This is a genomic window from Psychromonas sp. 14N.309.X.WAT.B.A12 (assembly GCF_030397575.1).
In the GTDB taxonomy this organism is placed as follows: domain Bacteria; phylum Pseudomonadota; class Gammaproteobacteria; order Enterobacterales; family Psychromonadaceae; genus Psychromonas.
Genome location: NZ_JAPNXS010000003.1, coordinates 269,973 through 295,788, shown reverse-complemented (window position 1 = coordinate 295,788; position 25,816 = coordinate 269,973). Strand labels below are relative to the sequence as shown.

At 37.7% G+C, this 25,816-nt stretch carries 25 protein-coding genes; 13 read left to right on the top strand and 12 right to left on the bottom strand.

What is annotated here, in order from left to right; translation table 11 throughout:
• Window position 1 precedes the first annotated feature (1 nt).
• From OW492_RS06210 to OW492_RS06195, 4 genes are all read right to left on the bottom strand, one after another.
• Complete coding sequence (locus tag OW492_RS06210) at window positions 2-1,066, bottom strand: HlyD family secretion protein (protein ID WP_290039062.1); 1,065 nt, start codon at window positions 1,064-1,066, stop codon at window positions 2-4.
• A gap of 3 nt (window positions 1,067-1,069) precedes the next feature.
• The gene (locus tag OW492_RS06205; protein ID WP_290039061.1) at window positions 1,070-1,549 is read right to left on the bottom strand and encodes a MarR family transcriptional regulator; all 480 of its coding nucleotides are present in this window, start codon (window positions 1,547-1,549) and stop codon (window positions 1,070-1,072) included.
• A gap of 556 nt (window positions 1,550-2,105) precedes the next feature.
• Window positions 2,106-2,741, bottom strand: a complete 636-nt coding sequence (locus tag OW492_RS06200) for a LysE family transporter (protein ID WP_290039060.1) — start codon at window positions 2,739-2,741, stop codon at window positions 2,106-2,108.
• 28 nt (window positions 2,742-2,769) lie between these two features.
• Window positions 2,770-3,357, bottom strand: coding sequence for a DJ-1/PfpI family protein (locus OW492_RS06195; RefSeq protein WP_290039059.1), 588 nt, complete (start codon window positions 3,355-3,357; stop codon window positions 2,770-2,772).
• Between the two features lie 239 nt (window positions 3,358-3,596).
• On the opposite strand from OW492_RS06195, the gene OW492_RS06190 reads away from it, so the two are divergent.
• Window positions 3,597-3,785, top strand: coding sequence for a CPXCG motif-containing cysteine-rich protein (locus OW492_RS06190; RefSeq protein WP_290039058.1), 189 nt, complete (start codon window positions 3,597-3,599; stop codon window positions 3,783-3,785).
• Window positions 3,786-3,844: 59 nt separating this feature from the next.
• Here the strand turns inward: OW492_RS06190 and OW492_RS06185 are convergent, their stop codons facing one another.
• Window positions 3,845-4,531, bottom strand: a complete 687-nt coding sequence (locus OW492_RS06185; RefSeq protein WP_290039057.1) for a type 1 glutamine amidotransferase domain-containing protein — start codon at window positions 4,529-4,531, stop codon at window positions 3,845-3,847.
• A 184-nt stretch (window positions 4,532-4,715) separates the two neighbouring features.
• Between OW492_RS06185 and OW492_RS06180 the strand changes: the two genes are divergently transcribed.
• Both OW492_RS06180 and OW492_RS06175 read left to right on the top strand, forming a co-directional pair.
• A complete protein-coding gene (locus tag OW492_RS06180; RefSeq protein WP_290039056.1) occupies window positions 4,716-5,624 on the top strand; it encodes a LysR family transcriptional regulator in 909 nt (302 codons plus the stop codon).
• Window positions 5,625-5,741: 117 nt separating this feature from the next.
• A complete protein-coding gene (locus OW492_RS06175) occupies window positions 5,742-7,427 on the top strand; it encodes an NAD-dependent malic enzyme (protein WP_290039119.1) in 1,686 nt (561 codons plus the stop codon).
• A 76-nt stretch (window positions 7,428-7,503) separates the two neighbouring features.
• Here the strand turns inward: OW492_RS06175 and OW492_RS06170 are convergent, their stop codons facing one another.
• Entirely contained in the window at window positions 7,504-8,664 is a 1,161-nt protein-coding gene (locus tag OW492_RS06170; RefSeq protein ID WP_290039055.1) for an FAD-dependent monooxygenase, read from the bottom strand.
• Window positions 8,665-8,889: 225 nt separating this feature from the next.
• Between OW492_RS06170 and miaB the strand changes: the two genes are divergently transcribed.
• The 8 genes from miaB to OW492_RS06130 all read left to right on the top strand — a co-directional run bounded on the left by miaB (window position 8,890) and on the right by OW492_RS06130 (window position 18,082).
• Window positions 8,890-10,311, top strand: coding sequence for a tRNA (N6-isopentenyl adenosine(37)-C2)-methylthiotransferase MiaB (gene miaB, locus OW492_RS06165; RefSeq protein WP_290039054.1), 1,422 nt, complete (start codon window positions 8,890-8,892; stop codon window positions 10,309-10,311).
• Window positions 10,312-10,326: 15 nt separating this feature from the next.
• Window positions 10,327-11,361 (top strand): PhoH family protein, encoded by a 1,035-nt coding sequence (locus tag OW492_RS06160; protein ID WP_290039053.1) that lies wholly within the window; start codon window positions 10,327-10,329, stop codon window positions 11,359-11,361.
• Window positions 11,361-11,837 carry an rRNA maturation RNase YbeY gene (gene ybeY / locus OW492_RS06155; protein WP_290039052.1) on the top strand — a complete coding sequence of 159 codons (477 nt, stop codon included), beginning with the start codon at window positions 11,361-11,363 and terminating at the stop codon, window positions 11,835-11,837. Before OW492_RS06160 ends, ybeY begins: the two co-directional genes overlap by 1 nt.
• Before the next feature lie 9 nt (window positions 11,838-11,846).
• A complete protein-coding gene (locus OW492_RS06150; protein WP_290039051.1) occupies window positions 11,847-12,719 on the top strand; it encodes a transporter associated domain-containing protein in 873 nt (290 codons plus the stop codon).
• Window positions 12,720-12,727: 8 nt separating this feature from the next.
• Window positions 12,728-14,302, top strand: a complete 1,575-nt coding sequence (gene lnt / locus OW492_RS06145; protein ID WP_290039050.1) for an apolipoprotein N-acyltransferase — start codon at window positions 12,728-12,730, stop codon at window positions 14,300-14,302.
• Window positions 14,303-14,786: 484 nt separating this feature from the next.
• Window positions 14,787-15,560 carry a RimK/LysX family protein gene (locus OW492_RS06140; RefSeq protein ID WP_290039049.1) on the top strand — a complete coding sequence of 258 codons (774 nt, stop codon included), beginning with the start codon at window positions 14,787-14,789 and terminating at the stop codon, window positions 15,558-15,560.
• An 11-nt stretch (window positions 15,561-15,571) separates the two neighbouring features.
• Complete coding sequence (locus OW492_RS06135; RefSeq protein ID WP_290039048.1) at window positions 15,572-17,110, top strand: inactive transglutaminase family protein; 1,539 nt, start codon at window positions 15,572-15,574, stop codon at window positions 17,108-17,110.
• A gap of 3 nt (window positions 17,111-17,113) precedes the next feature.
• Complete coding sequence (locus tag OW492_RS06130) at window positions 17,114-18,082, top strand: alpha-L-glutamate ligase-like protein (protein WP_290039047.1); 969 nt, start codon at window positions 17,114-17,116, stop codon at window positions 18,080-18,082.
• Window positions 18,083-18,302: 220 nt separating this feature from the next.
• Here OW492_RS06130 and OW492_RS06125 read toward each other — a convergent pair whose 3' ends face one another.
• The 6 genes from OW492_RS06125 to zapE form a co-directional block, all read right to left on the bottom strand.
• Entirely contained in the window at window positions 18,303-18,713 is a 411-nt protein-coding gene (locus OW492_RS06125) for a ClpXP protease specificity-enhancing factor (RefSeq protein ID WP_290039118.1), read from the bottom strand.
• Between the two features lie 34 nt (window positions 18,714-18,747).
• A complete protein-coding gene (sspA, locus tag OW492_RS06120) occupies window positions 18,748-19,383 on the bottom strand; it encodes a stringent starvation protein SspA (protein ID WP_290039046.1) in 636 nt (211 codons plus the stop codon).
• Window positions 19,384-19,736: 353 nt separating this feature from the next.
• The gene (ftnA, locus tag OW492_RS06115; protein ID WP_290039045.1) at window positions 19,737-20,261 is read right to left on the bottom strand and encodes a non-heme ferritin; all 525 of its coding nucleotides are present in this window, start codon (window positions 20,259-20,261) and stop codon (window positions 19,737-19,739) included.
• Window positions 20,262-20,372: 111 nt separating this feature from the next.
• Window positions 20,373-20,762: a 30S ribosomal protein S9 gene (rpsI, locus tag OW492_RS06110; protein ID WP_113820310.1), complete on the bottom strand. Its 390-nt coding sequence runs from the start codon at window positions 20,760-20,762 to the stop codon at window positions 20,373-20,375.
• Between the two features lie 15 nt (window positions 20,763-20,777).
• On the bottom strand, window positions 20,778-21,206 hold the full coding sequence (rplM, locus tag OW492_RS06105) for a 50S ribosomal protein L13 (protein WP_290039044.1): 429 nt from the start codon (window positions 21,204-21,206) through the stop codon (window positions 20,778-20,780).
• A 286-nt stretch (window positions 21,207-21,492) separates the two neighbouring features.
• Window positions 21,493-22,602 carry a cell division protein ZapE gene (zapE, locus tag OW492_RS06100; protein ID WP_290039043.1) on the bottom strand — a complete coding sequence of 370 codons (1,110 nt, stop codon included), beginning with the start codon at window positions 22,600-22,602 and terminating at the stop codon, window positions 21,493-21,495.
• 238 nt (window positions 22,603-22,840) lie between these two features.
• On the opposite strand from zapE, the gene OW492_RS06095 reads away from it, so the two are divergent.
• Window positions 22,841-24,178, top strand: a complete 1,338-nt coding sequence (locus OW492_RS06095; protein ID WP_290039042.1) for a Do family serine endopeptidase — start codon at window positions 22,841-22,843, stop codon at window positions 24,176-24,178.
• Between the two features lie 181 nt (window positions 24,179-24,359).
• On the top strand, window positions 24,360-25,769 hold the full coding sequence (gene pykF, locus OW492_RS06090; protein WP_290039041.1) for a pyruvate kinase PykF: 1,410 nt from the start codon (window positions 24,360-24,362) through the stop codon (window positions 25,767-25,769).
• The last annotated feature ends 47 nt before the right edge of the window (window positions 25,770-25,816 follow it).

The window sequence follows — 25,816 nt, the reverse complement described above, 5'->3', positions numbered from 1 at the left end:
CTTAATAGATGTAATGCAACCAACTAATCAAGCGAATTTGCAACGCCCCAAACCACTGTCCAATAATGTTATCAGGTAATAATTGCACCGTTGCACGTGCTCCACTTGGCATTAATGAGAGAAATTGAGTATCACCGAGCACAGTAAAATGAAGGCGCTGACGCTGTGCATCTCGCACCCAACGCGTACTAGTTTCTGTTGTGCTCAATAAACCATTTGCACTTAATTGACCACTGCTCACACCCGCTTCAAAACTGCTTATTTTAGCTTGATAAACTTCACCAGGGCGACTATCAAACACCACTCTTGCTAAGCTATCTTTATGCATATTCATCAACGATTTTTCTCTGAAATCTGCCACTAAATCTGCTTTTTTAGAGACCACTGCTAATAATGGTTTCCCTGCTGTGGCATAGGAGCCATCTAATAATTGTAAGTTAGTTACTACCCCATCACTTAACGCCCTTACTTTGGTGTAAGATAAATTAAGTTCTGCCTGTGACACTTGGTTAACAGCATGACGAATCGCTAGGTTATCTTCCCCTTTATCACCACGAGCTAATATTGCTTCTGATAACTGTGCCTCTAAGGCAGCTTGATTGGCCTTACTAACTTCATAATTAGCAAGCAGACTTTCTAAATCTTGCTGAGAAACTGTTTTCTGTTTAAATAGCTTTTCGCCTCTCTCTTTTAATAACTTTTTCTCATGAAGCGTAGCCTTAGATGCAGCAATTTGAGCCTGTATTGCTTTTATATTGCTATCAAAACGTTTGTTCTGAAGGCGTGCATCTGCCAATGTTAATTGTGCTTGTTGTAATGCTAACTGATAAGGCCCAGGATCAATCTCAAACAGCAGATCCCCTGCTTTGACTGTTTGGTTATCATTAACAGCTACATTGACAATTCTGCCACTAATCTGTGGAGAGATTTGTACCACTGAATGATATACACGCGCCTGTGGCGTTACAGGTAAAAACACATCAGCAATCAAGTAATAGATAAACACGCAGATAAACCCAATCACTGAATATCTAACGTAATGTGTAAATTTTTCTTCTGGTGTCATTTCTTAGCCTTTCTTTTGCATTTGCTGTTTAATACATGTTTGTGCATTTTGCTCTAGTTTAATTAAAGTATGGGCCATTGCATCAAGCTGTTGCAGATTTAACCCACTATAAATTTTTTGTGTTATTTCATCGATTTCCGCTTGCAGAGTGCTTAATATTTCCCGTCCTTGTTCAGTAAAATAAATCTTTTTGCTGCGTTTATCTTGCTCATCGATACGTCGAATAATTAATGACTGTTCTTCCAACTGTTTTAATGTTCGAGTCAAAGATGGCATTTCGATAGATAAACTATGCGCAATCTCTAACTGCGTCACACCTTCCGATAACATTTTTATATGCATCAAAGTCGTCCAACGCGATTGTGTCAGACCTAAGGGTTCAACCGCATGAGTCACAGCTTCACGGCATAAACGGTTTACCCGCCCCATATTACCGATCAAGGTTAAATTGAGCGTTTCATGAAAAGGTACTTGTTTATCCATTAAGGCCTCCAAATAATAGTTAGCAGGCTAACCAAAAACGCGCACCTTAACATTAGTTAGCAAGCTAAGTAAATATACTTTAACAAAAAAATTACTTTAAAATAACCATATAAAAGCAAGGTAACTTAGTAGAGATATTAAGAAAAATAACTGTTTTTTCATTTAAAATCAGAATATTAAGAAAGGATCTTAGATGATTACATATTCGAGAAAACCTAAAAGGTTAAGCTTGTTATATGATCATTATGTTAATAAAGAAGCAAAGATTAAGGTATTTGACTAACAACAAGAATGAAACAGAATAGTAAGAGTTGGTAACAATACAATGCTATTATTTGAAGCAAACATTATTTATTTTGGTTTATATTGTTTGTCAAATTGATCAAGAAAACAAAGGTAAATTTCCTGTTTTTGTTAAAAATCAGATATGAAAAGAATGCATAAATGCATAATAGAAAAACAATATCTATGGGTATCCCAGTAATAGCCCTTAAACATGCTTGGGTAGACTACTATCCGCTTATCAATGTTTTTCGACTTTGCTTGTTGTTAGTTGTTAGTTGTTAGTTGTTACAGCAACCTTTATACCAAAACCAATTAATACACTACCTACAACCTTTTCTATTTTTTGTTTGTGAATATTAAATTTACTCACTAATGCAGGGTGGCTAAAAAACATAGAGACCATTGAAAACCAAGCAATATGTGCCAAACAAATAATCAGCCCATATAGTATTTGTATCGATACAGGCGTAGAGGGGTTGACCACCTGTGTAAATAAGCTTAAGAAGAACAAAGTAGTTTTCGGATTTAAAGCATTAGTAATAAAACCTAACTTTAACGCAGCAAAGTTAGATAATGGCTCGCTATCCGTTTGTTGCATGTCATTGAGTTTACTTTTAGCAGTCAAGGTTTTATAACCAATATAGATGAGATAAGCCGCACCAAGATATTTTATTAATGAAAATAACAGAATAGATTTAGAGATGATTATGGCCAAGCCTGCAATAGAGTAAGCAACATGTATCCAGATCGCTAACCCTATGCCCAGTGCAGAATAAAGGCCACTTTGCCTGCCATGAAATAGACTATTACGAGTGATCATCACAAAGTCAGCACCAGGACTGATTGCCATAAAAATAGCAATCACAGTGACAGACAATAGTTCGGGTAGATAATTTACAATATCCATCTGTAGGCCTTTTTAATATCAAATACTACTAAGTATTAAGTGGTGTTTTTTGCCAGTGGTATTCCATTTGCTTAGCAGTCTTTTCAGCTAAAGACAAAGAATCCAATTCAGACACTAACTGTAAACTCATATCAATACCAGCGGATATCCCTCCCGAAGTGATATATTTATCTTGCGCGACCCATCGTTGACCACTAATTACCTGCAATAAAGGATAAGTCTTTCTTAAGTCTTCGATATCTTCCCAATGCGTTGTTACTTTCAAACCATCTAATAAACCCGCTTCTGCTAACAAAAATGCGCCAGTACAAACAGATAATACCTTTGATGATTGAGCTGCCACATCGGTAATCCAGTTGATGACCTTCGTCTTTTGCATTTCTTCAGTATGTACACCGCCAACTACAATAAGTAGATCAATACTTGGGTGATCTACAAATGAATAATGCGCTTTCACAGGGAAACCACCCCGCGCTTGCACCAGATTCGACATTTCAGAAACTAAAAAAATATCCCAATCTTTATTAGCCAATCGTTTCGCAGTGCTCAACACTTCAAATGGTCCAGAGAAATCAAGCACCTCTGCATTGTCATATATGTATATCGCAATATTCATCGCCTACTTTTCCTTATTAAGGTTCATTGAAGTATTCATGATTCGTCAGTCACTATACTCATTCCATTAGATTAAATAAGTCCCCTAAATTTTCGTTACAAAAACGACTTAATGTAATAAGTAAAACAGATCCATTAATCAATTAGATTGGTATTACTATAAAAGCAACTTGATATTAAAACAAAAAGATAAGTTACATTATTATTAAATGAAATAAGTATTCAGAGGAGAAACACAAGATGGCATTCCTTCAAGAAGAAAATATCCACTGTCCTTATTGCGGTGAGAGTATAGTGATCTTATTAGACCCTTCTGATACTGACCAAGAATATATAGAAGATTGCCAAGTCTGTTGTCAGCCTATTAACTTCTTTGTCTGTGATGATGGTAGTGGTGAGTTAAGTGTAACTGTCAGTAGCGATAATTGATTTATCCTTAAAAACCGCAATGAATAACATTCATTGCGGTCAACAAGTGTAGCGATAGATTAAGCGTCTAGTTGTGCTAATAATTTTTCAGCCACCAGCTCTGAACTAGCAGGGTTTTGACCAGAGATAATTAAACCATCTTGCACGGCAAAAGCAGTCCAATCATCGGCTTTTTGGTAATCTGCACCACGTTTAATGAGTTCATCTTCTACTAAGAAAGGCACAATATCAGTTAGTTGAACAGCTTCTTCTTCACTGTTTGTGAAACCTGCAATCGCTTTGCCTTTAACTGCAAACTCACCTGCACTGTCTTTTACATCTAATAATACAGCACTTGCATGGCATACTGCACCGACAGGTTTATTTGCACCTAAGAACGACTCAATTAAGGCAATTGAAGTAGCATCTGTAGCTAAATCCCATAAAGGTCCGTGACCACCAGGATAGAATACTGCATCAAAATCAGCTTGATTAACTGAAGACAGCGCCACTGTATTAGCTAAGTGTTGTTTTGTTTCTTGATCTTTATCGAAACGTTTAGTGGCATCTGTAACAAAATCATCTAATTCGCTTGATGGGTCAATCGGTGGTTGACCACCTAAAGGCGATGCTAATGTAATGTCTAAACCAGCATCTTTAAATACGTAATAAGGTGCTGCAAATTCTTCAATCCAGAAACCAGTTTTTTTGCCTGTGTCGCCTAGTTGATCATGCGATGTGATAACCATTAAAATTTTCTTGCTCATGATAATAACCTCATTTTAAATGTATTTAATTGCTAGTAATACTGATTAAGTGATCGATATCGGTAGCGATTGAATTCATTATAGACTCACACCAAAACTGAACAATGCATACTTTATCAACATCATTGTATTAAAAATTGATACAATAGAGCTTATTACATGTCATTATTCGCGTCGTAGGTTTATGGAACTCTCATTTGAACAGTTAAAAAGTATGGTTGTGTTTGCCCAAGTGATTGAGCAAGGCAACTTTAGCGCAGCGGCTAAGCATTTAAAGCTATCACGTGCTGTGGTGAGTTATCACCTTAAAAAACTAGAAACACAATTAGGCATAAAATTACTTAATCGTTCAACGCGAAGTATCGCCTTAACAGAGGCTGGTGAACAATATTATCAACGTTGTAAAGTGATTGTTGACGCCGCATTAGCTGCCAATCAACAGATCGAAAACTTAAAAGAAAACCCAACAGGACTCATCAAAATTAGTTGTCCTATGAGTGTCGGATTACATGCGATTGTGCCTGCCTTAAATGCTTTTGCTCAGCACTACCCAAGCATACAATTAGAAGTCAACCTAAGTGATGAAGTGGTTAATATTATTAGAGAAGGCTTTGATATTGCTATTCGAGGTGCTGCATTAACAGATTCAGGGTTGCAGGCAACCAAGCTATCTAGCCTAACTACGCATTTATATGCTTCTCCTGATTATTTGACCAAATACGGTCAGCCTAGCACACCAGCACAATTAGCGTCCCATCAATGGGTTATTTATCAATTAGCAGGACACTCTGTTACCCTAAAAAAAGGTAAAAGATCCTATACAGTAAAGTTAACCGGGAAAATAAGTACTAATAATGCTGCGGCACGAACTGCCTTTGTAGAAGGCGGGCATGGTATTGGTCGTATCCCTCTCTATGACGCCCAGCCAAAATTAAAACAAGGGAGCTTAGTGCAAGTACTCGCTGATTATCAATTAAATGATATTGATGTCTATGCGGTGTTCCCACCAGGCGGAGCAGACTCGAAAAAGTTAAGATTATTGATAGATTATTTAAAAGATCACTTCAAAAAAGATAAACTTGCATTAATCTAACAAAAAATGAAGTTATTTAATGATCAAGTAACAATATTTTTATAAGATCCACACAACTTTCACATAATGCACTTAAATAGCATTTCGCCTTACGCTTTTGTCTACTGAGAAGAATTTATTATGCCAAATAAACGTCCTTTATATATCCCCTTTGCTGGTCCAGCTCTGCTAGAAGCACCGCTACTAAATAAAGGAAGCGCTTTCTCATCTGAAGAACGTGATAACTTTAATTTAACCGGGTTATTACCACACACCATTGAAACCATTGAAGAGCAATCTTTACGTGCTTATCAACAGTTATCATCTTTCTCTAGTGATTTAGATAAACATATTTACTTACGTAATATTCAAGATACTAATGAAACGTTATTTCATCACCTAATCGAGCAACATATCGAAGAAGTGATGCCATTGATTTACACCCCAACAGTAGGTCAAGCTTGTGAAAAGTTTTCTAAAATCTACCGCCGCAAACGTGGTTTATTTATCTCTTACCCTGAGCGTCATAAAATTGATGACATGCTACAAAATGCAACTAAGCAAAATGTAAAAGTCATTGTAGTAACTGATGGTGAGCGCATTTTAGGATTAGGCGACCAAGGGATCGGTGGTATGGGCATCCCTATTGGTAAATTAGCATTATACACAGCTTGCGGTGGTATCAGCCCTGCTCACTGTTTACCTATTTTATTAGATGTAGGTACTAATAATACACAATTACTTGAAGATCCAATGTACATGGGGTGGCGTAACCCACGTATCAATGGTGAAGAGTACAACGAATTTGTTGACCTATTTATTCAAGCCGTGAAACGTCGTTGGCCAGAAGTATTATTACAATTTGAAGATTTTGCACAAACCAATGCAACACCACTATTAAACAAATATCGCGATCAACTATGTTGTTTCAATGATGATATTCAAGGAACGGCAGCTGTATCAGTAGGCACATTAATCGCTGCTTGTTTGAATAAAGGGCAAAAGCTAAGCGAACAAAATATCGCCTTTTTAGGTGCTGGTTCGGCTGGTTGTGGTATCGCAGAGCATATTATCCGTCAAATGCAGCGTGAAGGTTTAACTGAAGAGCAAGCACGTAAACAAGTATTTATGGTTGACCGTTATGGTTTATTAACAGATAACATGACTGAGCTACAACCTTTCCAAGTGCCACTTGTCCAAAAAGAAACTGATATTGAAAACTGGGATAAGAGTCAGAAACTAGGTCTAGAGCAGGTCGTGAAACAAGCTAAAATCACTGTATTATTTGGTGTAAGTGGTCAGAAAGGCCTATTTACGCAGAGTGTGGTAGAAGCCCTGTGTGAAAATACTGAAAACCCAATTGTATTACCGCTCTCTAACCCAACGTCTCGCGTTGAAGCGACACCACAAGAGATCACTAACTGGAGTAAAGGCAAAGCAATTATTGCAACAGGTAGCCCTTTCCCGAACACTGTGTACAACGAACAGTCTTTTGAAGTGTCACAATGTAACAACAGTTACATTTTCCCAGGGATTGGCTTAGGTGTATTAGCTGCACGTGCTACAGGTATTAGTGACAATATGTTAATGGTAGCAAGCCAAGCATTAGCTGACGCTTCAATGGAATATGAAAAAGCACCTGGCGCTTTATTACCACCATTAAAAGCAATTCAAAAAATCAGTGAGAAAATTGCCTGTGCCGTTGCGCTACAAGCAATAGAAGATAACCTAGCATTACCGGTGACTAACGAGAATATGCACCGCCGTTTACAGGCTAATTTCTGGCTACCGCAATACCGTGATTATCGCCGTACTTCTTTCTAAATTAAAACAATAAACTCCTCTCAATCTTCTAGGTTAACCTCATTAGCCTAGAAGATTTTTAAGTTTCTATTTGAGTCTAATTAATCCCCATTGCATAGCGCATAACCCGTGTTTTCAACTGTCCAGATTGCTGAGCGGCACCTAGAAAACTTTTACGTAGTACACGCATCAAATTCGATTCGGATTTACTCACTTTATAAAAAATATCCATGCCAGTTTGCATTAATAAGTTCGCAGGTTTTCGTTTACATTGATAACGCTTTAATATTTCGGGTATGCCTAAATCACTGCATTCAGTTAATAATGCCACTAGACATTGCACATCTTTAAAACCTAGGTTAACTCCCTGCCCCGCTAACGGATTAATGGTATGTGCCGCGTCTCCCAGCAAAGCAACTCGGCCCTGATAATAATGTTGAGCGTGGCGACGAGTTAATGGAAAGCTCCCCTTTGCATCCACTTCAAACTCAAAGTCTAAGATAGGAAATTCATCTTTAATGACCTGCTTTAACTGCAGATTGTTAAGGCTTTGCAAATGCTTAATCTTTTGTGGGCTGTGATACCAAACTAAACTCGCATGGTGACCGGCTAAAGGTAAAAAAGCACAAGGACCAGTCTCTCTAAACTCTTGCCATGTTATATCCTGCTGAGCACAGTTAGTGGTGATATTAATTAATAGACAGTGATGGCGATAATCCCAACTGGTCATCGGCATCTGTAAATGATTACGTACTGCTGAATTGGCACCATCACAAGCTAATAACAGTTCAGCCTGAATAACTTGGTGGTTTTGAAGGGTAACGACAACCTGTTTTGGATCTTGTTGAACATTAGCAACTTGCATTTCTTGATATATATGCACGTTAGGCATGCCTTGTAATGCCTGCCATAATACAGCTTGAATCCACCTATTTTCAGCAATGTACCCCAATTGTTCAGCACCGATATCATCACTCGAAAAAATCAGTTTCTGGCTGCCTTTTTCCCACGTTTGCAACCCTTTATACGGACAAAGGCGCTCTTTAGGAATATCTTTCCAAACACCGGCTAATTCAAGTAAATGTTTGCTTTGCGCGCTGAAGGCAGATACGCGAAGATCCACAGGATCATTGTTGTTAGGCATAACAAAGGTAGATTTTTCAATTAGATGCACAGTACTACCCTGTTTTGCGAGTAATAGAGCTGATAGCGCACCAACCATCCCCCCACCTACAATTATTATTTTCGTATTTACCATCAATGCCTCAACTGTCACTTTCTTGAATTTATGATTGTACGTAAAAAGATGTCATTTAGGGTAAAAAAACCTAGTTTTTTTAATAGCTTAAAAATTAGTTTTTCCCAACATTTACGATAAACGCCATGCTAGCAAACAAACAGTAGCATGATTGCTTTGAAGTGCGTAAAATGCGACCTCGTTTTAAGAAACACACTAATTTAGTCAGCATAATAGGCAATAGATATGAGCATGAAATTACACGTTAAAACATGGGGTTGTCAGATGAATGAGTACGATTCATCAAAAATGGCGGACCTTTTAAATGCAAGTAACGGTTACACTTCCGTTGATGAAGCAGAAAATGCTGACGTAATTTTATTAAATACTTGTTCTATCCGTGAAAAAGCACAAGAAAAAGTATTTCATCAGCTTGGCCGTTGGAAAAAACTAAAAGATAAAAATCCTAACATCGTGATTGGTGTCGGTGGTTGTGTTGCATCACAAGAAGGTAAAGCGATTCGTCGCCGTGCCCCTTATGTGGATATTGTATTTGGCCCACAAACACTGCATCGTTTACCAAAAATGATCAAAGAAGTGCAAGATAACAAAGGCACAGTCGTGGATGTTAGCTTCCCTGAAATTGAAAAATTTGACTCTATGCCTGAGCCAAAAGCGGAAGGTGCAACGGCCTTTGTTTCTATTATGGAAGGCTGCTCTAAGTACTGCACGTTCTGTGTTGTACCTTACACTCGAGGTGAAGAAGTTAGCCGCCCATTAGATGATATTTTATTAGAAGTTGCACAATTGGCTGAACAAGGCGTACGTGAAATTAATCTATTAGGTCAAAACGTAAACTCTTACATCGGTGAGATGCATGATGGAGACGAATGTAGTTTCCCTGAGTTATTACGCTATGTTGCCTCTATCGATGGTATCGATCGCTTACGTTACACAACAAGTAACCCAATCGACTTTACCGATGAGATTATCGATGTTTATCGTGACACACCTGAGTTAGTTGATTTTTTACATCTGCCTGTACAAGCCGGCGCAGACCGCATCTTGAACCTAATGAAACGTGGTCATACTGTAGCGCAGTACAAAGAAAAAATTGCTGCATTAAAAGCGGTACGTCCAAACTTAACGATTAGCTCTGACTTCATCGTTGGTTTCCCAAATGAAACTGACCAAGATTTCCAAGAAACGATGGATTTAATTAACCATATTGGATTTGATACAAGCTACAGTTTCATCTACAGCCAACGTCCTGGTACGCCCGCTGCAGATATGCCCGATGATGTAGATTTAGAGACGAAAAAGAAACGTTTAGCGATTTTACAAGATCGTATTCACCAACATTCACAATTAATTGGACGTCGTATGGTTGGTTCTGTACAACGTATTTTAGTCGAAGGTCCATCTCGTAAGAATATTATGGAGTTATGTGGCCGTACTGAAAATAACCGCATCGTAAACTTTGAAGGTGATCATCGTTCTATCGGTGGTTTTGTTGATGTTGAAATCACAGAAGTCCATACTAACTCTATCCGTGGTAAGTTTATACGCGGTGAGTCTGAAATGAACTTACGTGAATCGATTCGTCCAAGTGACATTGTAAATAAAAATACAAACAAACTTGGCGTTGAAACTTTTATCCCAGCATAAATAAGGTCTTTATACTTGAGCACAAAATTAACCACAATTCATCTTGATTTAGTTCCTGCCGATAAAGATCGCTTAGCGGTCTTATGCGGCTCTTTTGACGACAATATTAAACAAATTGAACGCCGTTTAGGTGTTGAAGTGATCTACAAAGATGCACACTTTCAAATTGTTGGTGAGCACCGTTATGCACAAGCTGGCAGTGAGTTAATTAATGACCTGTACATTGAAACGCAACCAGTAAAAGGAAAAATTGGTCGTCTAACCGACGAAGATGTACACCTTGCGTTACAAAACTTGATTAGCGAACATCGCTTATTAGAAGTGAAAGTGGAATCTCAAGAAGTTGGTTTTAAAAGCCTTACTATCAAGACTAAACGTGGTGTAATTAAACCTCGTGGTGAAAATCAAACTAAATATGTTAGTAATATTTTACGTAGTGATATCAGCTTTGGCGTTGGCCCTGCAGGTACAGGTAAAACTTACTTAGCAGTTGCTTGTGCCGTTGAAGCACTTGAGCGCCAAGAAGTGCGTCGTATTTTATTGACTCGACCAGCCGTTGAAGCGGGTGAGAAACTAGGCTTCCTACCTGGTGATTTATCGCAAAAAGTAGACCCTTACCTCCGCCCACTTTATGATGCGTTATTTGAGATGCTTGGGTTTGAGAAAGTAGAAAAATTAATTGAAAAAAACATTATTGAAATTGCGCCACTTGCTTACATGCGCGGTCGTACATTAAATGATGCTTTTGTAATTCTTGATGAAAGCCAAAATACCACAACAGAGCAAATGAAAATGTTCTTAACACGTATTGGCTTTAACTCAACAGCTGTTATTACGGGTGATATCACTCAAATCGATTTACCTCGCCATCAGAAGTCTGGTTTACGCCATGCTATTGAAGTGTTGGGTGAAGTTGATGAAGGTATTAGCTTTAATTTCTTCCTAGCTGATGATGTTGTACGTCATCCAGTTGTTGCTCGTATTGTTAAAGCATATGATGCCTTTGACAGAAAAGCGGAAATAGCAGAAAGCGAAGCGAGAAACGCTTAATGGAATTATATGTTGATTTACAGCTTGCTAGTGAAGACCAGCAAGCCTTACCCGACCTAGCACAACTGGAAAAATGGGTAAGTGCGGCTATCATCAAAGTAAGCGATCATAAACGAGACCTTGCTGAATTGACGGTTCGTATTGTAGACTGCGAAGAAAGTCAGCAATTAAACGCTGATTATCGAGGAAAAGATAAACCAACAAATGTCTTATCTTTTCCTTTTCAGAACCCACCAGGGATCACATTACCTTTATTGGGTGATCTGGTAGTCTGTAAAGCAGTAGTAGAACAGGAAGCGACGGAACAACAAAAACCGTTAATTTCACATTGGGCACATATGCTGATTCACGGCACGCTACATCTTTTAGGTTACGACCATATAGAAGATGAAGAAGCAGAAGTGATGGAAGGCATTGAAACCGAACTTATGATTGAGTTAGGTTATAGTGACCCTTATATAAGCGAAAAAGAGTAAATAAAATTAATGTCGGAAGATTATCATTCTAGTAACGAGCAGCCTAAAGAAGGTTTGCTCGATAAAATAGGTAACCTATTTCAAGGCGAACCTAAAAGCCAAGATGAATTATTAGACGTGATCGATAGCGCGAAAGACCGCCAAGTGATCGATCAAAAAACTAAAGAAATGATAAAAGGCGTTATTGATGTCTCTAAATTGCGTGTTAGAGACATTATGATCCCACGCTCACAAATGGTAACACTTGGGTTGTCTCAACCTGTTGAAGAGCTGTTACCTGAAATTATCAATTCAGCTCATTCTCGTTTCCCAGTGATCACTGAAGATAAAGACCATATTGTAGGTTTATTATTAGCAAAAGATCTACTTCAATACGGTTTTAGCTCTAACCCTGACGACTTTAAAATAGACGATATTCTGCGTGAAGCTGTTGTTGTCCCTGAAAGCAAACGTTTAGATACATTATTAAAAGAATTCCGAAGCCAACGTTATCACATGGCCATTGTTGTTGATGAATATGGTGGTGTATCAGGCTTAGTCACTATCGAAGATATTTTAGAAGTGATTGTTGGTGAAATCGAAGATGAATTCGATTATGAAGAACAAGACGAGATCCGAAAGATTGGTAAACGCAGTTATGCAGTTAGTGCATTAACCACGTTAGCTGACTTTAACGAATTCTTTGAAACCGAATATAACCCGGAAATTCAAGACACTATAGGCGGATATATTTTGCATGAGCTTGGCCATTTACCAAGTCGTGGAGAAAAAATCACTGTTGGTGAACATAAGTTTAAAGTAACCCATGCTGACAATCGTCGCTTAATACAACTTCAAGTCCGTGTACCTCGAGAATTAAAAAAAGAACTTAAAAAAGATTGAGTAAACCTATGCTAACTAACATTACCTCTTCTCTGTATGGTCAATTAATTGTGGCTGCATTGTTAGGGGCAATTCAAGTATTTGCATTTGCTCCATTTCAACAATGGTGGGTATTATATCCCTCCTTTGTTGGGCTGTTCTTATTATTAAAACAAGCCAAACTTCACCATAAAAAATTATTCCTCGTTAGCTTTGTTTTTAACCTTTCTATGTTTGTCGCTACCTTACACTGGATCTATGTCAGCATGGATCTGTTTGGCGGGATGCCATTTATTGCTAGCGCCTTACTGATTGTTTTACTTTGTGCATATTTAGCTATCTTCCCTAGTCTCGCTTTATGGCTCAGTTATCGAATCCCAACTCAATCAGATATGATTCGATTATTATTAATCCTCCCCAGTTTCTGGCTAATTATGGATTGGGTTAGAGGTTGGTTCTTAACAGGATTTCCTTGGGCTTATTTAGGTTATAGCCATGCTGATACACCATTAGTCGGATTCGCTCCTATTTTAGGTGTGCAAGGTATTACCTTAGCCATTATGCTGATTTGTGCATGCTTAACCTTAATACTATTAAAGCAATCTCAAAAGTTTGCTTCGCTGCTGATTTTATCAATAGTGATGAGTGGTTATAGCTTAAAACAACTGTCTTTTACTGAATTGCAAGCACCTATTAAGGTTGCCTTAGTACAAGGTAATATAGACCAAAATCAAAAGTGGGAGCCGGACCAGCTTTACCCTTCTATTTTAAAATACTTAGGTTTATCAGGTATTAAAAATGATGTTGCTTCAACAGAAACCGCTGAACAAAATGAAGATTCAAAACAACAAGCTGAACTGATTATTTGGCCTGAATCCGCTATTGCGGCCTTAGAAATTGATATGCAACGTTTCTTACAGTCTTTATCACGCAAGCTAGAAGAAGAGAACAAAACACTATTAACCGGCATTATTAATTACGATATTAATAAAGATGAGTATTTTAATAGCATCATCATGTTAGGGCAGCTTCCAAGTAACCAAGGCTACTCTCAAACCAGCCCTAACCGTTATTCTAAGCACCAGCTATTACCAATTGGTGAATTTGTGCCATTTGAAAGTTTATTACGCCCCCTAGCGCCCTATTTCAATCTGCCTATGTCAAGTTTTCAACGCGGTGGTGCACACCAAGCTAACCTGAAATTTGCAGATACTACTTTGGCTGCGGCGCTTTGTTATGAAATTGCTTTTCCAGAATTATTACGTGAAAATATACATGAGAAAACCGGACTAATACTTACCCTAAGTAATGATGCTTGGTTTGGTCATTCTATTGGCCCTGCACAACATTTAGAAATTGCACGAATGCGTGCAATTGAATTAGGTAGACCTCTATTACGTAGCACAAACAATGGCATAACCGCTATTTTTGATAGTAAAGGACAAGAAATAGAGCGTCTCCCATCAAATGTTGATGCGGTATTACGCCAAGAAGTACAACCTGCTTATGGCTTTACACCTTATCAGCGTGTTGGGCAAACACCTCTATTTATGCTCTGCTTATTGGCATTACTCAGTGCGCTATATTTAATTAAACGTCCATAAAAATGTAATCCACCTTACTCTAGCTGAGCTGGTTAATGGCGACTTAATTTGTTCTGAACCAATAACACAAATTTAAGTCATCATATCCGAAAGGAACTTTTTTATACAAGCTGACTCCAATGCCTATTACAACAAGGCATGCATTAATAACATTTTACCTATAGCAATCAATTTAAACTTTATCACTATAAGTAACGTATTAGACATGCCCGCTCAATTTATTAATAAGGCACTATAAAAAAAGCCATTAATTGTCTTTGCAGTAGACAACTTGGGGCCTTTTTATAAATCTATAAGCTATAAATTCATATTATATTGAGATGATTGAAGCGGTATTTAGCGCTGTGAGATGAACGAGCGTTAAAAAGCCTAAATAAAGGTTAATAAACGGAAATACTGGTAATTTGATGACAATTTATAACTGATATTTATGTGTCAAACTGATACCATATTTTTATTTTTCACCAGTACTAGAGGAATCTTCATGCTTTTAAAGAGAACGGCCATCATTACACTTTCAACCCTATTTTTGACCGTTGGATGTATCTCTATTTCGACCGATGAGGAAACACAAAAAATTGAGACAACACTACAAGCCCAAGAAACTAAAATTACTGAATTAGAAACGGCTTTAACAGAATCAAAAGTGGATGCCGAACAAAAACAACTTGAACTAGCCGAAGCAAAAAGTAATTTAGAACAGCTTAAACAAGAAAAGCAGAAGCTTGATGAAGAACTTCAACAGAAGATCTTAATGGAAAGATCAAGAGCAAAGAGTAGCAAGCAAATAGTAAAGGAAACGAAAAAACCTGATTACTTAGATAAAACGGTATTAGGTCAAGCTGAATGGATTTATGTCACTAAAGCAAAAGAGAACTTTAAAGCACGTATCGATACAGGTGCAACTACCTCTTCGATTAATGCAGTTGAAATACAAGAATTCGAACGTGATGGAAAGGATTGGGTAAAATTTAATATTACTCATAACAAAGATGGTGATAAGAAAATCATTGAAGCGCCAGTGGTACGTTATGTAAAAATATTACAATCAAGCGAGCCTGGTGAATATGATCGCCGTCCAGTGGTTGAATTACATGTACGTATTGGTGGTGTGGCACATAAATCAGAGTTTACGTTAACTGATCGCCAACATATGGACTTCCCAGTTCTGATCGGGCGTAGCTTCATACAAGATGTTATTTTAGTTGATGTAAGCCAAGATTATATCCACCCAAAATACCAACCTCAGGATAAATAGTAAGGAACACCATGAACGCACGTATTTTCTTTTACACCTTAGTGGCTGGCTTGTTTGTATTAGGTATTACACAAACTATTCAACGCCATATGGCCTTTGATATCCCTTGGATGCCAGGCGAGACAAGAACGGTCTGGAATATTGATGCTAAGGTTGAATTTGACGCGACTGATAAGGCTATATTAGCTTCGTTAACGACACCTTTTACACAAGCAGGCTTTACTCAAATTAGCCAAAATGCGGCGTCTCCTGGTTATGGTTTATCGTTTTTATATGAAGATAACCACCCACAAGCGCAATGGACTATCCGCCAAGCTGAAGGCCCGCAAACCCTGTATTACAATATTCAGTTGCTAGTTGATGATGAAAGCCAAGATCAAGCAATTAGTAAAATGCCGGAGCTTGTAGACATTGAATATGGTGGTGCAGGCGTTGCTGCAGATTTAGCAGCCAGTTCAGATATCATTCAAGACTCTTTAAAAACAAGCGCTGATGCATTTAGCTTTACACGTGAATTGTTAAAACAATTAAATGCAGATGATCCAAACCAAAACGTGAGCTTAGTACTCGCCGGTAAAGCAACTAAAACTGATGTACTAATGGCGCTGTTAAATGAAGCTAAAATACCTAATAAACGCATAGGTGCATTAGTCCTTGAAGATGGTCGACGCCGTCAACATTTACAACCTTTGGTACAAGTTTTCCAAGAGAAAGATGGCAAAATTGAGTCTCGATTATTTGATGCTTCAACTGTTAAAGCGGTAGATCGCACTAATCTATTATTATGGGATCAAAGTGGTAAAGCCTTATTAGAATTGACCGGCGGAGTTAATTCTAAAGTCAGCTTTTCTATGATCCAACAGGATCAACCTGCCCTAGCTGCTATCCTGCAAAAAACCGATAATGAGCACCTATTTAACTTCTCAATACATAGCTTACCAGTTGAAGATCAATCTTTATTTAAAGGGATTCTAATGATCCCATTGGGTGTATTGATTGTAGTAATTATGCGCGTATTAATTGGCCTAAAAACATCTGGCACCTTTATGCCTGTGTTGATTGCAATGGCCTTTATTCAAACCAGCTTAGTAACTGGGTTAATTGGCTTTATCTTATTAGTTGCAGTGGGTCTATTTATTCGTTCCTACCTATCCCACCTAAATTTATTACTAGTCTCGAGGATATCTACCGTGATTATCATGGTAATTCTCTTGATTGCCTTATTTGGTGTGCTGTCTTACAAACTTGGTTTAACGGAGGGCTTAAAGGTCACCTTCTTCCCAATGATCATTTTATCTTGGACTATTGAACGAATGTCAGTGCTATGGGAAGAAGAAGGTCCTAAAGAGGTGTTTACTCAAGGTGGTGGTAGCTTAGTTGTTGCTGTACTTGCTTACTTTATTATGAGTAATGAAGTAGCGCGTCACCTGATGTTTAATTTTATCGGCTTACAGTTTGTTGTGATGTCTTTTGTATTGATTTTAGGTAGTTATACTGGATACCGTTTATTAGAATTACGCCGATTTAAACCATTGGCGGATAAGGAGTAAACAATGTTTTTCTCTAGTCCTTTTAAACTTAGAAAAAAAGGTATTATGGGTATGAACCAGCGTAACAGTGGTTACGTTGGTCGTTATAACCCACGCCGTCTATACCCTTTGGTTGATAACAAATTAAAAACTAAGATTATTGCCCGAGAAGCTAACGTCACCACCCCAGCGCTATTGGGTGTTATATCAATGCAAGCAGAAGTTGAGAAAGTAGCTAGCTTCATTGAAAACACACCAGGCTTTGTTATCAAGCCTGCCAAAGGCAGTGGCGGTAAAGGTATCTTAGTGATTACTAAGATCGAAAATGGCCGTTATTACAAGCCCAATGGCAGTGAAGAAACCTTAGCTGATATTAAACGTCATGTTACAGATATCTTAGCTGGACTATTTAGCCTTGGTGGTAGCGCTGACGTAGCCGTTGTAGAGGGCTTAATTCAATTTGATAGTGCCTTTGATGGTTTTAGCTTTGAAGGTGTGCCTGATGTCCGTGTTATCGTCTTTAAAGGCTTTCCTGTGATGGCCATGATGCGTTTATCAACAGCAGCTTCCGATGGTAAGGCGAACCTTCATCAAGGAGCCGTTGGCGTCGGTATTGATATTGGAACTGGTAAAGCGATTAACGCCGTACAATTTGATATGCCCGTTGAGCGTCACCCTGATACAAATAAAGAGCTAAAACTGCTTAATGTTCCTAAATGGGAACGTTTAATTTACTTAGCCGCTAGTTGCTATGAAATGTCAGGTATGGGTTATTTAGGTACTGATATGGTATTAGACAGGGATTTGGGGCCGATGCTGTTAGAGTTAAATGCTCGCCCTGGTTTAGCAATTCAAATTGCTAATGGCACAGGTATTTTGCCGCGTTTAAAATTAGTTGAAAGTCTCAAGGACGCTGAGAAAATGAGTGTCGAAGAGCGTGTGGCTTTTGCTAAAAAACACTTTGCTGAAACACCACTAGTTGAAATAGCATAATCTGAATTAATATCAATTATAGTCATTAACAGATCTGTTTTACTTATTAAAATAACTTATTTCTTCGTTATAAGTTGCATAAAGAGAACAACTATTAAAGAGTTAACAACTTTTCGTTAATTTTCTGGCAGAAGACTAAGTCATTTTTCTATGCTTTTTCATCACGCATAAAAAAACCGAGCAATGCTCGGTTTTTATTTAACGTTAGCATCTTATAGATTTACTTAACAACAGTTAACGTAGGTTTTTTACCTGAACTTTTAGGCTTTTCTTCTACTTCACTATCAACAGCTTCAATGCCAAACTCTAAATCATTATAAGCAGGTTCTTCAGGAAAAATAGTACCCGCACCATTTTCACGCGCATAGATACCTTCAATTGCATATAAAGGTACATAAACCTGTGTTGGTTGGCCTGAAAAACGTGCATTAAACGATAAGGCACTATCATCTAATGAAAAATCTAATACTGAACGTGGTGCTATATTCAGTACTATTTTCCCATTTTCAACAAACTGCTGCGGTACATCAACATGGGGTTTTGTTGCATCAACAATTACATGAGGCGTACATTCACTATCAACTATCCAGTCATAGAAAGCACGCATTAAATAAGGGCGTTGTATTAACATATCCGACATTTTAAATACCTACAAAATCTAAAGATTAACCACCAACACGGATTTCACGTTCAGTTTCAGTCATTGATGCTTGAAACGACTCTCGTTCAAAGATCTTAACCATGTAACTTTTAAGACCTGTAACATTATCATAGCCTAGATCAATTTTTAATTCCGGTAAACGCCATAATAATGGTGCCATGTAGCAATCAACAATCGTGAACTCTTCCGACATGAAGTAGGCAAAGTGATCAAATACTGGTGCTACTTCAAGAATTTTTGAACGTAATGTCGCACGTGCTGCTTCAGCTTTTGCAGTATCGCCAGATAAGATAACTGGTACTAATGGGTACCATTCATTCTCAATACGCTGCATTAAAGAACGGCTTTTTGCTCGTTCAACTGGGTAAACAGGCATTAGTGGTGGATGAGGGAAACGCTCATCTAGATATTCCATGATGATACGTGAGTTATATAACACTAATTCACGGTCTACCAATGTTGGTAAGTCGTTATTTGGTGTTATTTCAGCTAACTCTTCAGATGGGTTTTCGTGGTCAACATAAGTAATGTCAACGTTAACGCCTTTTTCAGCCAACACGATACGTGTTTGGTGACTATATAAATCAGATGGTCCTGAGAACAACGTCATTACAGAACGTTTATTTACAGCTACAGCCATGGAATACCCCTAGTAGTTAAAATTGAGTGTTTAAAAAACACAAACGGCAATGACATCACAGTGACACCATTGCCGAGAAATAAAAAAGAAGCCCTTGACGATCAATAAATATCGCGCCAATATACATTCTTAAATAAGTAACTCAGTGCAAGTAAGATTATTTTAGAAACAATAACTTGTAGTTCTTAGTTTTAGCATTTAGATTTTATTTGATTCTCTGAGTAGACTAAGAAGTATACCAGATTAGATGGTGGTTGGTCATACTCATCCGATGAGATAGATAAAAAGCATGGCTTATATACCATGCTTTATCAATATCGATTTTTAAATGTAGATTAGGTGGTCTGAATAACTTACGCGTTATTATCCATGATAGATGTCGCGCCTGTTTTTGCGATTTCAGCTAAATCTTTATCAATCCAATATAATGCTTTTCCATCTTCACCCACTAAAGAAATCTTATCTAAAATACCTTTAAATAATTTCTCTTCTTCGTGCTGCTCTGCAACATACCATTGTAAGAAGTTAAATGTTGAATAATCATGCGTAGAGAAAGCAACGTGCGTTAACTCATTAATCTCTTTAGTAATAAGACATTCATGTTTATAAGTTTCTTCAAATACTTCTTTTAAAGACTTAAATTCAAAAGGAGGAGCATCGATAGAGCCTAAAATTGGCAATGCACCTGTTTCACTCACATAAGTGAATAAGCGGTTCATGTGCTCCATCTCTTCTGTTGCATGAGTGCGTAACATAGTAGCAGCCCCTTCATAGCCTTGATCTTCACACCATGCGCTCATTTGTAAATACAAGTTTGAAGAGTAAAACTCTAAATTAATTTGTTCGTTTAATTTTTGAACCATGGTTTCGTTCAACATGATCTTCTCCTAATGGGATTTGTATACTAACCTTAAAGTGCAGCTTGTTAAAAAACAAGTAAAAAAAAAGCCCAGTATAAACTGGGCTTTTTTGCAGTTCGTGAAACGATATTAACGTTTAGAGAACTGTGGACGTTTACGTGCTTTATGTAAACCGACTTTCTTACGTTCAACTTTACGAGCATCACGTGTAACGAAGCCAGCACCACGTAATTCAGAACGTAGTGTTTCATCAAACTGCATTAATGCACGAGTGATGCCTAAACGGATTGCACCAGATTGACCAGTAGTACCACCACCTTTAACAGTGATGTTTAGGTCGAATTTTTCAGCAGCGTCTACTAACACTAATGGTTGACGAACAACCATACATGCAGTTTCACGACCGAAGTATTCATCTAGGTTACGTTTGTTGATAGTGATTTGACCACTACCTGCTTTTAAAAACACACGAGCTGTAGAGCTTTTGCGACGACCTGTGCCGTAGTATTGATTTGCCATTGTTTTATATTCCTATTAGATGTCTAAAACTTGTGGTTGCTGTGCAGAATGTTGATGCTCAGAACCAGCATAAACTTTCAATTTACGGTACATTGCGCGGCCTAGTGGACCACGTGGAAGCATACCATTTACAGCTTTTTCAATAACACGCTCAGGAGCACGTACGATTAAGTCTTCAAAGCTAATTGCTTTAATGCCACCGATGAAACCTGTGTGGTGGTAGTAAATTTTACCTTTAGCTTTATTGCCTGTTACAGCAACTTTCTCTGCGTTGATAACGATAATGTAATCGCCAGTATCAACGTGCGGAGTGTATTCAGCTTTATGTTTACCGCGTAAACGTAAAGCGATTTCAGTAGCTAAACGACCTAGTGTTTTACCTTCAGCGTCAACTACGAACCAGTCGCGTTTTACTTCAGCTGGTTTTGCAACAAAAGTTTTCATTAAGTTATACCCAAATTAATGATTTAAAAAAAGTAAGACTACAAATTTGTAATCTAAAATGTATTTTTTCGCCTTTTCGTATCCCTTCGAATACGTCTAGCGTAAACAGATCCACCATAAAATAGGGGAGGTGGATAACGTGGGCGGCCATATTGTATAGAAAAGTACACTGGAGATCACCTGTTTATTGCATATTTATGAACAAGTTTTTCACAAGTGATAAATTGGTCATTCTTAACAAATTGTTCAATAACCAAACAGGTAATGTAAGTGATTAATTTTGCGATTAAATATCTAGATGATGAGCTTTACTCAAATACGCTTTACTTTGCATCTCTAATAAACGTGAAACACAACGTTGGAACTCAAAAGCTAAGCGAGTGCCTTTATAAAGCTCAATGACCTTCACTTCTGCCGACATAATTAATACCACATTACGATCGTAAAACTCATCCACCATGGCAATAAAACGTCGAGTGATATCATTATGTTGGTCGTTCATCTGTGGGATATTTGAAACTAAGACAGTACGATATAAAATAGCTAATTCAATATAATCGTGGACACTACGTGGGCCATCACATAACTCTGTAAATTCAATACTCAAGGTATCATGACTTTTTGCAATGGTCGTTAAAGGACGATCATTAATTTTAATAACAGCGTTATAGTGTTTCTTGCCACTCGCAAAGGTTTCAAAACTACTTTTAATTTGTTTATCCGCCTCTCTGGTTAGAGGGTAATGATATACTTCCGCTTCAATTAAACGCCCTAATCGGTAATCCACACCGCCATCTAGATTAAAGATTTCACAATTAGTTTTGATAAGCTCTATTGCAGGAAGAAAACGTGCTCGTTGTAAACCATTACGATATAGGTATTCAGGATGGATATTAGAGGTCGCTACTAAAATAACCCCCTCTGAAAACAAAGCTTCAAACATACCTGCTAAAATCATAGCATCGGTAATATCTTCAACAAAAAACTCGTCAAAACAGATAATATCCGTTTCACTAGCAAACTGTTTTGCAATCTCTTTTAATGGATTAACTTGACCTTGCAGTTGTGTGAGTTTTTTATGAACTTGCAACATGAAGTGATGGAAATGTAGGCGTTTTTTACGAGGGCTTTCGATGCTGTCGTAAAATAGATCAACTAGGTAGGTTTTGCCTCGCCCTACTCCGCCGTAAAAATACAAACCTTTAATATGTTTAGCTGTATCATTCGTGGATTTAAATAAACGCTGTAGTAAAGAAGTTTTCACTGCAGGAGTGACTTCTTTGTTCAATAGCTCATCATACAAACGTTGCAACATGGTGATCGCTTGTAGTTGTGCCGAATCAGCAAAAAACGTTGGTTTTAATAAATCTTCTTGGTATCGAGCAATTGGTGTCACAATAATGTCTTAATGATTCAGTAAAATTAACCTTTGTATAGCATATTTAAAGGGCTTTTATATAGCCCCATTTACTATGTTTCATAAGTTTTGCGGGATATCTCGCGAAATTAGCTTTAATTAAACTCTATTTTTTAGCCATACACGAAAGGTCGTTGCTTTGCTCTGTTACCAATATTCTTTTATAGTTAACTTTTTAAGCCCATTATTGTTCATGGTTAAAGAGTAAGGAACTACAATGAATATGCCTCTTCGATTTATTCTACTTATTATCATGCTTTGTACAAGTACCTTTAATTACGCAGCATTACCACTCACTGTCGACGGTAACAACGTCCCTAGTCTTGCCCCTTTGATTAAAAAAGTGAGCCCTGCTGTTGTAGATATTTCAGTATCGGGAGCAAGTAAGATCCTAACTAAAGATGCACAAGATCTGTTGAAGTTTTTAGAACCAAATGCTCCTACCCAACCTTTTTCAGGATTAGGCTCAGGGGTTATTGTGGATGCTGAACAAGGTTATATCATCACTAATTACCATGTGATAAAAAATGCTAATAGCATCCTCATTAAATTGATTTCAGGGCATCAGTACCAAGCTAAAGTAGTAGGACAAGATATTCAAAGTGATATTGCACTCTTACAGATAGACAGTAAACAACCTTTAGTTGCCATGACATTTGCTAACTCCGATAAATTGCAAGTCGGTGATTTTACCATTGCCATCGGTAACCCTTTTGGTTTAGGACAAACAGTTACTTCAGGCATTGTTAGCGCGTTAGGCCGCAGTGGTTTGAACTTACAAAACTTAGAAAACTATATACAAACAGATGCTGCCATTAACAGCGGTAACTCTGGCGGAGCCTTGATTAATTTAAAAGGAGAGTTAATCGGAATTAATACAGCTATTTTAGGCCCTAATGGCGGTAATATAGGGATCGCGTTTGCCATTCCAGCAAACATGGTTAAAAACCTGATGCAGCAATTACTAGAGTTTGGTGAAATACGCCGAGGAATACTTGGAATTAAAGGTGGAGAAGTCACACCAGACCTTGCTCAAAGCATTGGACTGGATGTAAATTATGGTGCATTTATTTACCAAGTAACACCAGACTCTGCTGCGGATAAAGCAGGCCTAAAAGCAGGTGATGTGATCACCGCGATTAACGGGGCGAATATCAAATCCTTTGCCGCATTACGCGCTAAAATTGGCTCTCTCAGTGCCGGCAAGGAAATATCATTAAAAGTGATACAAAAGGATGAAGTTAAAACACTTACTGTTATCTTAGGCGGCGAAGGCGATAATCTACAAGCTAAAGCACCTGCTATCATTTTCGAAGGTGCAACATTAAAAGATGCAGATGAAGGACAAGTCACTGCCGGTGTGAATGTGGTTAATGTTGAAAAAGCATCTGAAGCTGAACGCTTAGGTTTACTCAAAGACGATGTGATTATTGCAGTAAATCGTACTCAAGTGAAAAACCAACAACAACTTATCGAAGCATTGGCAGATTCAAAAATGGTAACAGCCCTGAATATTATGCGAAATAATCGTCCAATATATATAATTATTAACTAAGATCACAAAAAAATGTAATAAATTTACATAAACATGCACTTAATAGACCTTTATTGATTATAAATAATTTTTTCTTCAATAAATTCTTGTAAAATATGCGACATAATTAAAACAATAATTTTGAATAGAAACAGTAAATAAAAGTAAGTAAAAAAGCACAATCACTCTTGGAGAAAAGACGGTGAGAAAAACAAAAATTGTATGTACGATAGGCCCAAAATCAGAATCTAAAGAAATGTTAGCAAAACTAGTTGAGAACGGTATGAACGTTATGCGTCTTAACTTCTCTCATGGCGATTTTGTAGAACACGGTACTCGTATTACACGTATCCGTGAAGTATGCGAAGAAACAGGCAAAAATGTAGCTGTTCTTTTAGATACTAAAGGTCCTGAAATACGTACAGTAAAATTAGAAAATGGTAACGATGTTCTACTAACGGCTGGTCAGGAGTTCACTCTTTCTACAGACCAAACAATTGTTGGTAATAACACAATCGTTGCTGTTACATACGAAGATCTAACTAAAGACCTTGTTGTAGGTAACACAGTACTACTAGATGATGGCTTAATCGAAATGACGGTTAAAAGCATCACTGATACTAACGTTGTTTGTACTGTTATCAATACAGGTGAGCTAGGCGAGAACAAAGGTGTTAACTTACCAGGTGTTAAAGTTCAACTGCCTGCTTTATCTACAAAAGATAAAGGCGATTTAATCTTTGGTTGTGAGCAAGATGTTGATTTCATCGCAGCTTCATTTATCCGTAAGAAAGAAGACGTTTTAGAGATCCGTGAACTGCTGAAAGCTAACGGTGGAGAAAACATCCAAATTATCTCTAAAATTGAAAACCAAGAAGGTGTTGATAACTTCGATGAAATCCTAGCTGTTTCAGATGCAATCATGGTTGCACGTGGTGACTTAGGCGTTGAAATCGCAGTTGAAGAAGTAATCTTTGCACAAAAAATGATGATCGAAAAAGCAAATAAAGCGCGTAAACCAGTTATCACTGCAACACAAATGCTTGATTCTATGATCAAAAATCCACGTCCAACTCGTGCAGAAGCGGGCGACGTAGCAAATGCAATCATTGATGGTACAGATGCAGTAATGCTTTCTGGTGAGTCTGCTAAAGGTAAATACCCAGCAGAAGCAGTAGATATCATGGCGACTATCTGTTCACGTACTGACAGCATTCTTCCTCCAAAACTAGACGAGAAAGAAACTGATCTACGTATCACTGAAGCTATCTGTAGCGGTGCAGTTAAAAATGCTGAGCAATTAGGTGCGAAGTTAATCATTGTTGCTACAAGTGCTGGTAAGTCTGCTCGTTCATTACGTAAATACTTCCCATCTACGCCTATTTTAGCGCTAACAAGCAATGCTAAAACTCGTCAACAATTAGCATTAACTAAAGGTGTTTCTGCTAAAGTGATTGAGCAACAAGACTCAATGGAAAGCTTCTACAAATTAGGTATGGAGTTAGCGAAAGAGCAAGGTTTGGTTGTCGCTGGTGACAAAGTAGTAATGGTTGCTGGTGCACTAGTTGATTCAGGTGTAACAAATACTTCATCAGTACACGTTATCGCTTAATAGACTAACCTTAGAGACTAGTTTTAATGCTTATCAATTACTAGTCT

Bases quoted from the DNA above. Each gene is read 5' to 3' on its own strand.
- OW492_RS06210 (WP_290039062.1), bottom strand. From the start codon at position 1,066: ATGACACCAGAAGAAAAATTTACACATTACGTTAGATATTCAGTGATT.
- OW492_RS06205 (WP_290039061.1), bottom strand. From the start codon at position 1,549: ATGGATAAACAAGTACCTTTTCATGAAACGCTCAATTTAACCTTGATC.
- OW492_RS06200 (WP_290039060.1), bottom strand. From the start codon at position 2,741: ATGGATATTGTAAATTATCTACCCGAACTATTGTCTGTCACTGTGATT.
- OW492_RS06195 (WP_290039059.1), bottom strand. From the start codon at position 3,357: ATGAATATTGCGATATACATATATGACAATGCAGAGGTGCTTGATTTC.
- OW492_RS06190 (WP_290039058.1), top strand. From the start codon at position 3,597: ATGGCATTCCTTCAAGAAGAAAATATCCACTGTCCTTATTGCGGTGAG.
- OW492_RS06185 (WP_290039057.1), bottom strand. From the start codon at position 4,531: ATGAGCAAGAAAATTTTAATGGTTATCACATCGCATGATCAACTAGGC.
- OW492_RS06180 (WP_290039056.1), top strand. From the start codon at position 4,716: ATGGAACTCTCATTTGAACAGTTAAAAAGTATGGTTGTGTTTGCCCAA.
- OW492_RS06170 (WP_290039055.1), bottom strand. From the start codon at position 8,664: ATGGTAAATACGAAAATAATAATTGTAGGTGGGGGGATGGTTGGTGCG.
- miaB (WP_290039054.1), top strand. From the start codon at position 8,890: ATGAGCATGAAATTACACGTTAAAACATGGGGTTGTCAGATGAATGAG.
- ybeY (WP_290039052.1), top strand. From the start codon at position 11,361: ATGGAATTATATGTTGATTTACAGCTTGCTAGTGAAGACCAGCAAGCC.
- OW492_RS06150 (WP_290039051.1), top strand. From the start codon at position 11,847: ATGTCGGAAGATTATCATTCTAGTAACGAGCAGCCTAAAGAAGGTTTG.
- lnt (WP_290039050.1), top strand. From the start codon at position 12,728: ATGCTAACTAACATTACCTCTTCTCTGTATGGTCAATTAATTGTGGCT.
- OW492_RS06140 (WP_290039049.1), top strand. From the start codon at position 14,787: ATGCTTTTAAAGAGAACGGCCATCATTACACTTTCAACCCTATTTTTG.
- OW492_RS06135 (WP_290039048.1), top strand. From the start codon at position 15,572: ATGAACGCACGTATTTTCTTTTACACCTTAGTGGCTGGCTTGTTTGTA.
- OW492_RS06130 (WP_290039047.1), top strand. From the start codon at position 17,114: ATGTTTTTCTCTAGTCCTTTTAAACTTAGAAAAAAAGGTATTATGGGT.
- OW492_RS06125 (WP_290039118.1), bottom strand. From the start codon at position 18,713: ATGTTAATACAACGCCCTTATTTAATGCGTGCTTTCTATGACTGGATA.
- sspA (WP_290039046.1), bottom strand. From the start codon at position 19,383: ATGGCTGTAGCTGTAAATAAACGTTCTGTAATGACGTTGTTCTCAGGA.
- ftnA (WP_290039045.1), bottom strand. From the start codon at position 20,261: ATGTTGAACGAAACCATGGTTCAAAAATTAAACGAACAAATTAATTTA.
- rpsI (WP_113820310.1), bottom strand. From the start codon at position 20,762: ATGGCAAATCAATACTACGGCACAGGTCGTCGCAAAAGCTCTACAGCT.
- rplM (WP_290039044.1), bottom strand. From the start codon at position 21,206: ATGAAAACTTTTGTTGCAAAACCAGCTGAAGTAAAACGCGACTGGTTC.
- OW492_RS06095 (WP_290039042.1), top strand. From the start codon at position 22,841: ATGAATATGCCTCTTCGATTTATTCTACTTATTATCATGCTTTGTACA.